Source organism: Bradyrhizobium sp. Rc2d (assembly GCF_900099855.1).
GTDB lineage: Bacteria > Pseudomonadota > Alphaproteobacteria > Rhizobiales > Xanthobacteraceae > Bradyrhizobium.
The window spans coordinates 1-9,149 of the sequence record NZ_FNCU01000094.1; the positions used below are offsets into that span (position 1 = coordinate 1).

A 9,149-nucleotide genomic window follows, 5' to 3' on the forward strand; every position below is an offset into this window, starting at 1 on the left:
GACTGGATTGCACCCGATTGAGATAACCGTAAATGTAAAGCTTCAGAAGGACTGCCGGATGATAGGAGGGCCGGCCCGTCTCCTTGGCGATCACACGCTCAAACCCCATTCCATGCAGATCGAGCGCCTCGACGAACACGTCGATCACATGGACCGCGTTGTCTTCGCTTACCCAATCCTCCAAACATTCCGGCAAGAGCGTCAGCTGGGATCTGTCCGCACCTTCAACGAAGCGTCCCATCCGTATCCCCCATCAGGAAACGGAGGAATCGTAGCTGACTCGTGGCTTTTCACACAGCCAGGGTCACAAGGCGACGTCCCGAGGGTGGGGGCTGCGTGTCCGCTCGCCCCTGGAAAGCCGACATGCAGGATTCATAAGCACGCGACCTAGTTCGATCGCGGAGGTGCGCAAGCGCCGTCATGCGGACGATGCTTCGCATCGCCGCGAGAACCATGAAGGCCCCGCTGCTGCATCTCGGCCTTGATCCTTCGAGACGCACGCAAGAGCGCGCTCCTCAGGATGCGGGTTTGGCATCAACTATTTCGCAAACGATCGCGTCGGCGGCAGGTGCAGCGCCCATGCATCGACCTTGTCGCTGGCGCGCGGATAGATCTCGGTCACGATCGGATCGTGGCCGGGGATGAATCGATCAGGGTGACCGGCGAGGCGCTCGATCGTCTCCCAGGCCTGCGCCATGTCGCCGACATTGTAGACGATCGGGAACGGGCTCTTACGCTGGAGATTGGCGTAGTAATGCGCGGCATCGGACGCCAGCACCACCGGTCCGCGCGCGGTCTCGACCTTGACCACCTGCAAGCCGTCGGAATGGCCGCCGACGCGATGCACGGTGACGCCGGGCGCGACCTCGCCATCGCCGGAATAGAAGGTGACGCGCTCGCCATAGACATGGCGCACCATCTGCGTGACGTGCTCGACCGAGAACGGATGGCGCAAGAGGCCGTTGCACATGCAGCGGCCGGTCGCGTAGGCCATCTCGCGCTCCTGGAGATGGAAGCGCGCATGCGGGAAGCGATCGAGATTGCCGGCGTGGTCGTAATGCAGATGCGTCACGATGACGTCGCGAATCGCGGCAGCGGCGACGCCGAAGCGCTCCAGCGCGTCGACCGGATTGAGCGTCAGCTTGCGCGCTCGCGCGCTCGCCTCCTCGGCGTTGAAGCCGGTGTCGACCAGGATGTCGCGACCGTGCCCTCGGATCAGCCAGACGAAATAGTCGAGATCCTGCGCCGCGCTGTCATGCGGGTCGGGCACGAGGAAGTTCATGTGGGGGGTGCGCGGCGACATCGTCGCATAGCGCAGTGCGTAGATCTCGTAGACGTTTCCCATGACGCTGCTCTTTGTTTTGCTTTTTTCTGAGTGGACCAGAGACGAGCCGGCGGACCAAGCCATTGTCCGCCGCAAAGGTCAAACACCTGAGGTTGCGACGACCGCGGTCCTGCAATGTGAGACCAATCACATTTTGATCGCCTTGGCTGCCCTAACGTCCCGCGGACAGGATCGAGCCAGATCGCATCGAGTGCAACCATGACAGCCTCTTTATTCCCCTCGCAGCGCGGCCATGCCTTGCGGTCGATCGTCGCGATAAAGTCGAATCTCCAAGCGGTTGACGCCCCCCATCCCGGGTCTGATAATGCATGGAGCGAAAGTTAAGGTCGCCGCGGCGCAAGCTGGGAACGGTGCCTTTTTGGCTGGACCGCGCTGATTATGAAAATTCGCTTCCTTTTTCTGCTGCCTTTGCTGATCTCGCTTGTTCCGACTGCCCCGTCACTTGCGGCTGGCGACCGCTTTGCGCTGGTGATCGGCAACGCCAAATATCCGGACGCGGATGCCCCGCTGAAGGAACCGATCAATGACGCGCGCGATGTCGCCGACGAGCTCAAGCGCGACGGCTTTTCCGTCGAGATCGGCGAGAACCTGACCGGCGACGGTATGCGCCGCGCCTTCGACAAGCTCTACGGCAAGATCAAGCCCGGCTCCGTGGCGCTGGTGTTCTTCAGCGGTTTCGGCATCCAGTCCGCGCGTCAGAGCTACATGCTGCCGGTCGATGCGCAGATCTGGACCGAATCCGACGTGCGCCGCGACGGTTTCAGCCTGGAGACCGTGCTCGGCGAACTCAACACCCGCGGCGCTGGCGTCAAGATCGCGCTGGTCGATGCCTCCAGGCGCAACCCGTTTGAGCGCCGGTTCCGCAGCTTCTCGGCCGGCCTGACCCCGGTCATCGCGCCGAATGGCACGCTGGTGATGTATTCGGCGGCGCTGGCCTCGGTGGTCTCGGACGCCGGCGGCGAGCACAGCCTGTTCGTCCAGGAACTGCTGAAGGAAATCCGCGTCCCCGACCTGATGGCCGAGGAGACGCTGAACCGCACCAAGATGGGCGTCACCCGCGCCTCGCGTGGCGAGCAGGTGCCGTGGATATCCTCTTCATTGGCCGAAGATTTCTCGTTCATTCCAGGAGCCGGCGGATCGCGTCCGTCAACGACGCCGCCACCCGCGCCGCCGGCCGTGGTCGCCAACAACCCGCCGCCTGCACCACCCGCGCCGCCGAAGCCGGCCGACACGGCTGCGGCTCCTGCACCTCCCCCCGCTCCCCCTCCTGCGCCCGCACCGGCTCCCTCGCCGAAGCCGCAGGTCGAGGCTGCCCTGCCGCCACCGCCGCCGCCCGTGAAGCCGGTTGATCCCGGTCCCGCGCCGAGCACGGACAGCGGACCGAGCCCCGCCGTCCTGGCTGACGACCCCACGATCAAGAGCCTGACGGCCAAGATTGCCGCCAATCCGGACGACGTGAACGCGCTGTACCGGCGTGGCCAGGTCTATGCCAGCAAGGGCGCCTACAACCTCGCCATCAAGGATTTCGACGATACGCTCCGCATCAATTCGAAGGACGTCGAGGCGCTGAACAATCGCTGCTGGACCCGCACCGTGGTCGGCGATCTCCAGGGCGCGCTCAAGGATTGCAACGAGGCGCTGCGGCTGCGGCCGAACTTCGTCGATGCGCTGGATAGCCGCGGGCTCGTCAACCTGAAATCGGGCGCGGTCAAGAACGCCATCGCCGATTTCGACGCGGCCCTGAGGATCAACCCGCGCCTGACGTCCTCGCTCTACGGACGCGGTCTCGCCAAGCAGCGCAACGGCTCCGCCCAGGAAGGCGCGCTGGACATCGCCAATGCCAAGGCGATGGACCCGAACATCGTTCAGGAATTCGCAAGCTACGGAGTGCGTTGATATTTTTTTGGGTTGAGGCAGCAGACGCCTCGAACCTTCAACAGCCCAAGGAAGACTAATGGGCGGATGCCGCAAGGGGGCCTTTCCCGAGGGCTTGTTGCAGGAATTTGGAAATGCGCGAGCTGGCTGCGCAGGAGGGACTGCTATGAAATTGGCTGCAAAGGGACTGACCGCGATCCTGTCCATCATCACCATCGGCGCCGCTCTGTCGCTGCCGGCGCAGCCCGCCTTCGCGGGCGACGAAAGCAACAGCAAGAACGTCACCGAGGACGAGATCGTCCGCGCACTCGCGCCGCCGCCGAAGAAGCCTTTGACCCGCGGCCTCTCGATCGCCCCGCAGGCCGATCCCGCGCCGAACGCGGCGGAGACCAAGCTGATCCAGTCCGTGCGCGGCCGCTCGACACGCTCGCTGTCGTCGACCGAGCGCGAGGAAATCGCCTCCGTCGCCAAGGACAAGCCGAACATCGATCTCGAGATCACGTTCGACTACAACTCCGCCAATATCAGCACAAAATCGATGCCTTCGGTGCAGGCGCTCGGTCGCGCGCTGACCAGCCCCGACCTGAAGGGCTCGACCTTCGTGGTCGCCGGTCACACCGACGCCGCCGGCGGCGAAGCCTACAACCAGGACCTGTCGGAGCGCCGCGCGGATTCGATCAAGCGCTACCTCGTCGACAAGTACGGCATCTCGGCGACCGACCTCGTCACCGTCGGCTATGGCAAGAGCAAGCTGAAGGATCCGAGCCAGCCGATGGCGGAGGTCAACCGCCGCGTGCAGGTCGTCAACATGGAAAACAAGACCACCGCATCGAAGTAAGCACGACGCAATCCTTTGCAGTGACACGTCGTGATGTGGTGTAACGTCTCGCTTCCAAAGCGCGTCCCGCAGCCTTGCGGGACGCCGCTTTATTTCGGGGAAACGCTCTCGATAGGCCTCGTACGGACGGCCGTGAGCCAGGCCAGGGTGATCCGGCGATGAACCTTTCCGCATATCTCAAGCCGGCCGGAACGGTGGCGTTCGTCGTCGCGCTCGGCATCGGCTATTATCTGTTCGAGCATCGGCGCCGCCCCGAGGCGAAGGAAACGCCGGGCGAGGCGCTCGTCATCGTGACGAAGTCGACCAATGCCTGCTTCTCCGACCTCGTGCGGGTGACCGGCTTCTTCGTGCCGCGCCGCGAGGCCGTGGTCGTTGCCGACCAGGAAGGCTCGCGGGTCACCGACCTCTTCGTCACCGAAGGCACTGTTGTCACCGACAATCAGGAGCTGGCGCGCCTGACCGCGCCACCGCAGATGCCCGGCCAGCCGCAGCGCCCCGGCCCGCAAGGCCCGCTCTCGCTGAAGGCGCCTGCGCCGGGCCTCGTCACCGAGGTCCGCACCATCGTCGGCGCGCCGGCCTCGCCGCAGGCCGGCCCGATGTTCCGCATCGCCGTCAACAACGAGATCGAGCTCGACGCCCAGGTCCCGGCGGTTCACATGCCCAAGCTCAGCTCCGGCGCGACCGTGCGCATCAGCCGCGACGACGCGCCTGATCTGATCGGCCGGGTCCGGCTGGTTGCGCCCGAAATCGACCGCACGACCCAGCTCGGGCGCGTCCGCATCAGCGTCACCAACAATCCCTCGCTGAAGGTCGGCGTATTCGCGCGCGCCTCGATCGACGCCAAGCGAAGCTGCGGCGTCTCGATCCCCAAGACCGCGATCGACCATCTCACCGTGCAAGTCGTCAAAGGCAATATTGTCGAGACGCGCAAGGTGCGGGTCGGACTGTCGTCCGACAGCGCGACGGAAATCCTGGAAGGGCTCGAGGTCGGCGAAATCGTCGTCGCCGACGCCGGCTCTTCGCTCCATGATGGCGACCAGATCAAAACCATGTTCGCCGATGAACTCGATCGCACGCGGGTACGCTGATGGCTCTTAATATCTCGGCATGGTCTATACGTCATCCGCTGCCGTCTGTCGTCTTTTCGATCATCCTGCTGATTCTCGGCTGGACCTCCTTCACCAAGCTCGCGATCACACGGCTGCCGTCGGCCGACATCCCCGTGATCTCGGTTGCGGTCTCGCAGTTCGGCGCAGCGCCAGCCGAGCTCGAATCCCAGGTCACCAAGACGGTTGAAGACGCCGTCTCCGGCGTCGAGGGCGTGCGGCACATCACCTCTTCGATCACCGATGGCCTGTCGGTCACCACGATCCAGTTTGCGCTGGAGACCAACACGGACCGCGCGCTCAATGACGTCAAGGACGCGGTGACGCGCGTGCGCTCCAACCTGCCGCAGAACGTCACCGAACCGCTGATCCAGCGCGTCGACGTCATCGGCCTGCCGATCGTCACCTATGCCGCGATCTCACCCGGCAAGACGCCGGAGCAGCTCTCCTATTTCGTCGACGACGTCGTCAAGCGCGCGCTGCAAGGCGTGCGCGGCGTCGCCCAGGTCGAGCGCATCGGTGGTGTCGAGCGCGAGATCCTGGTCTCGCTCGATCCCGACCGTTTGCAGGCGATGGGGCTGACCGCGGTCAATGTCAGCCAGAGCCTGCGCGGCACCAATGTCGACGTCGCCGGCGGCCGCGCCGAGATCGGAAAGAACGACCAGGCCATCCGCACGCTCGCCGGCGCCAAGACGCTGGGCGATCTTGCCGGCACCATGATCCCGCTGTTCGGCGGCGGCGAGGTCCGGCTCGATGATCTCGGCACCGTCACCGACACCATCGCGGACCGCCGCACCTTCGCCCGATTCAACGGCGAGCCGGTGGTCGCGCTCGGCATTAAGCGCTCCAAGGGCGCCAGCGATGTGAAGGTGGCCGAGGCCGTGCAGAAGCGCATCGACGCGCTCAAGACCGCCTATCCCGACGTCGATTTGAAGCTGATCGACACCTCGGTCGAATATACCAAGGGCAATTACCACGCGGCGATCTCGACCCTGTTCGAAGGCGCCATCCTCGCCGTCGTCATCGTGCTCCTGTTCCTGCGCGACCTGCGCGCGACCATCATCGCCGCGATCTCGCTGCCGTTGTCGATCTTCCCGGCGTTCTGGGCGATGGACCTGCTCGGCTTCTCGCTGAACCTCGTCAGCTTCCTCGCCATCACGCTGTCGACGGGTATTCTGGTCGACGACGCCATCGTCGAGATCGAGAACATCGTCCGGCACATGAATATGGGCAAGTCGCCCTATCGTGCCGCGTTAGAGGCTGCCGACGAGATCGGCCTCGCGGTGATCGCGATCTCGCTGACGATCATCGCGATCTTCGCACCCGCGAGCTTCATGTCGGGCATCGCCGGGCAGTTCTTCAAGCAGTTCGGCATCACCGTTTCGGTGCAAGTGTTCTTCTCGCTGCTCGCGGCCCGCTTCGTCACCCCAGTGCTGGCCGCCTACTTCCTCAAGCACAGTTCGCATGAGGAGCCGCCGCCCGGCCGCATTTTGCGGTCCTATCATGGAATCGTGGCCTGGTCGGTCAGGCACTATTTCATCACGGTGCTGATCGGACTCGGCATCTTCGCCGCCTCGATCTGGAGCATCACGCTGCTGCCGCAGGGCTTCCTGCCGGCGCAGGACAGCGCCCGCTCGCTGCTTGCGCTCGAGCTGCCGCCGGGCACTCAGCTCGCCTATACCGAAAAGGTCACCGAGGACATCGTCGCGCGCCTGCGCAAGCGGCCCGAGGTGAAGAGCATCTTCGTCGACGGCGGGCGCGTCCCGCCGGGCACCCAGGAAGTCCGGCGCGCCGCCCTGATCATCAACTACACGCCCAAGGACAGCCGCGACATCACTCAGCGCGAGCTCGAGTTCTCGATCAGCCAGGAGCTGGAGAACGTTCCCGACATCCGCTTCTGGTTCCTGGACGAGAACGGCTTGCGCGCGATCTCGCTGGTGGTGACCGGAGTCGATCCCAACATCGTCAACAACGTCGCGAGCGAGCTTGCGACGCAGATGAAGCGTATTCCCACCATCTCCAACGTGATCTCGGAAACTTCGCTGGAGCGACCCGAACTGCGCATCGAGCCGCGCGCCGATCTCGCCGCGCGGCTCGGCGTCTCGACCGAAAGCCTGTCGCAGACCATCCGCGTCGCCACCATCGGCGACGTCGGGCCTGCACTCGCCAAGTTCGACGTCGGCGACCGCCTGGTGCCGATCCGCGTTCAGCTCGAGGATGCCGCGCGCGGCAATCTGAAGACGCTCGAGCAGCTCCGCGTGCCGCTCGGCGAGCACGGCGAGAAGGGCGGCGTGCCGCTCTCGGTCATCGCCGACGTCAAGCTCGACCAGGGCCCGACCAGCATCAACCGCTACGACCGTGAGCGACAGGCGACCGTTGCGGCCGACCTCGTCGGCTCCGCCGCGCTCGGCGACGCCACCAAGAAGATCTACGAGCTGCCGGTGATGAAGAGCCTGCCGAAAGGCGTGAAAGTGTCACCCTCGGGCGACGCCGAAAGCCTCAACGAATTGTCTGACGGCTTCGCCACTGCGATCACGGCCGGCCTGATGATGGTCTACGCCGTGCTGGTGCTGCTGTTCGGCACCTTCCTGCAGCCGATCACCATCCTGTTCTCGCTGCCGCTCTCGATCGGCGGCGCGATCGCCGCCTTGCTCGTCACCGGCAAGCAGCTCACCACGCCGGTGTGGATCGGCATCCTGATGCTCATGGGCATCGTCACCAAGAACGCGATCATGCTGGTGGAATTCGCCGTCGAATCCATTCACGCCGGCAAGCCGCGCGAGGAGGCCATGATCGACGCCGGCATGAAGCGCGCCCGCCCGATCGTGATGACCACGATCGCGATGGCCGCGGGCATGATGCCGAGCGCGCTCGCGGTCGGCGCCGGCGGCGAGTTCCGCTCACCGATGGCGCTCGCGGTGATCGGCGGCCTGATCTTCTCGACCATCCTGTCGCTGGTGTTCGTGCCTGCGATGTTCATGGTGATGGACGATTTCGGCGCCCTGATCTGGCGCTTCGGCAAGCGGCTGATCGTGCACAGTGAGGACGCGGAGGCTGCCGGCCACCACGGAGCAGCTCCGGCGGAAGCCACACCAGCGCCGAAGAACATCGCGCGCCCAGCGGCGGAGTGAATCTTCCTTCGCGACCCAGAGCTCGACATGAGCGAACGAAGTGCTATCTTTTAGGCATGCCCCTCGTAAGTCGCACGCTTGAGATCGACGCTGATACCGATGCCAGGCTCAGGGAAATCGCCTCTGAGCGCGGGAAGGACGTCGCAACAGTCCTGGCCGAGGCCGTCGCCTTGCTGGATTCGGTCGTCGATCTTGTTGACCCTGACATCGAGGAAGATCGCAGGCGCTACGAAGAATATAAGCGCACCGGTCTTGCCGTCTCGCTCGATGACGTCAAGACGTGGGTGGCAAGCTGGGGTTCTGTTGACGAGTTGCCTCGCCCCCACCCACGCAAGATCAGATGATCCTGCTTTCGCCGGCCGCCGCTGAAGATATCGAGCGGCTGCGAAGCTTCCTTGATACAGTCAATCCAGACGCCGCAAAGCGCGCCTTGGCCTTGATTTGGAAGGCCATCGACCGACTGCAGGACTTGCCGGCTTTGGGTAGGCCGACGGAAGACGCGAGCATCCGCCAGATCATCGTCCGCTTTGGTTCTTGGTTGTGTGCAAACGCATAGGCCTGACGCGGCGTGGTCGCCAAGTATTGCGCGCGGCCGGTATTTGCGTATCGAATCGTCCAATGACCGGCCAAAGTAGGTACCGCGACCGGGGGATTGTAGTTTTGGACGCACTTCCGGCCGTCAGGCGGCGCGGATGGCTGCAATCAGGCTTGGTTTGCCGAGGATGTTCATCACCCGTGTGAGGTTATAGGCGAGAACATGCAGCGCCATCTCAGCAGCGACATTCCGCAGGCGCTTCATCAGGAAGTGGGTCGCACCCATACGGGCCTTGATCGTGCCGAAGGGATGCTCGACC

At 64.3% G+C, this 9,149-nt stretch carries 9 protein-coding genes; 6 read left to right on the forward strand and 3 right to left on the reverse strand.

Annotated elements, in window-relative coordinates; translation table 11 throughout:
• Both BLV07_RS45195 and BLV07_RS45200 read right to left on the reverse strand, forming a co-directional pair.
• The coding region (locus BLV07_RS45195) for a transposase (protein ID WP_143035744.1) at positions 1-241 on the reverse strand (241 nt) is incomplete at its 3' end.
• A gap of 297 nt (positions 242-538) precedes the next feature.
• Positions 539-1,345: an N-acyl homoserine lactonase family protein gene (locus tag BLV07_RS45200; RefSeq protein WP_176946195.1), complete on the reverse strand. Its 807-nt coding sequence runs from the start codon at positions 1,343-1,345 to the stop codon at positions 539-541.
• A gap of 378 nt (positions 1,346-1,723) precedes the next feature.
• On the opposite strand from BLV07_RS45200, the gene BLV07_RS45205 reads away from it, so the two are divergent.
• From BLV07_RS45205 to BLV07_RS45230, 6 genes are all read left to right on the forward strand, one after another.
• The gene (locus BLV07_RS45205; protein ID WP_091899065.1) at positions 1,724-3,241 is read left to right on the forward strand and encodes a caspase family protein; all 1,518 of its coding nucleotides are present in this window, start codon (positions 1,724-1,726) and stop codon (positions 3,239-3,241) included.
• Positions 3,242-3,386: 145 nt separating this feature from the next.
• Positions 3,387-4,058: an OmpA family protein gene (locus BLV07_RS45210; protein ID WP_091899066.1), complete on the forward strand. Its 672-nt coding sequence runs from the start codon at positions 3,387-3,389 to the stop codon at positions 4,056-4,058.
• Positions 4,059-4,216: 158 nt separating this feature from the next.
• Entirely contained in the window at positions 4,217-5,146 is a 930-nt protein-coding gene (locus BLV07_RS45215; RefSeq protein WP_091899067.1) for an RND family efflux transporter, read from the forward strand.
• Positions 5,146-8,295, forward strand: coding sequence for an efflux RND transporter permease subunit (locus BLV07_RS45220; protein WP_091899068.1), 3,150 nt, complete (start codon positions 5,146-5,148; stop codon positions 8,293-8,295). Before BLV07_RS45215 ends, BLV07_RS45220 begins: the two co-directional genes overlap by 1 nt.
• 170 nt (positions 8,296-8,465) lie before the next feature.
• The gene (locus BLV07_RS49655) at positions 8,466-8,639 is read left to right on the forward strand and encodes a hypothetical protein (RefSeq protein WP_244551465.1); all 174 of its coding nucleotides are present in this window, start codon (positions 8,466-8,468) and stop codon (positions 8,637-8,639) included.
• Positions 8,636-8,851: a type II toxin-antitoxin system RelE/ParE family toxin gene (locus BLV07_RS45230; protein ID WP_091899070.1), complete on the forward strand. Its 216-nt coding sequence runs from the start codon at positions 8,636-8,638 to the stop codon at positions 8,849-8,851. Before BLV07_RS49655 ends, BLV07_RS45230 begins: the two co-directional genes overlap by 4 nt.
• A gap of 123 nt (positions 8,852-8,974) precedes the next feature.
• Here the strand turns inward: BLV07_RS45230 and BLV07_RS47230 are convergent.
• Positions 8,975-9,149 (reverse strand): transposase (locus tag BLV07_RS47230; RefSeq protein WP_143035745.1); only part of this gene is annotated, 175 nt, incomplete at its 5' end.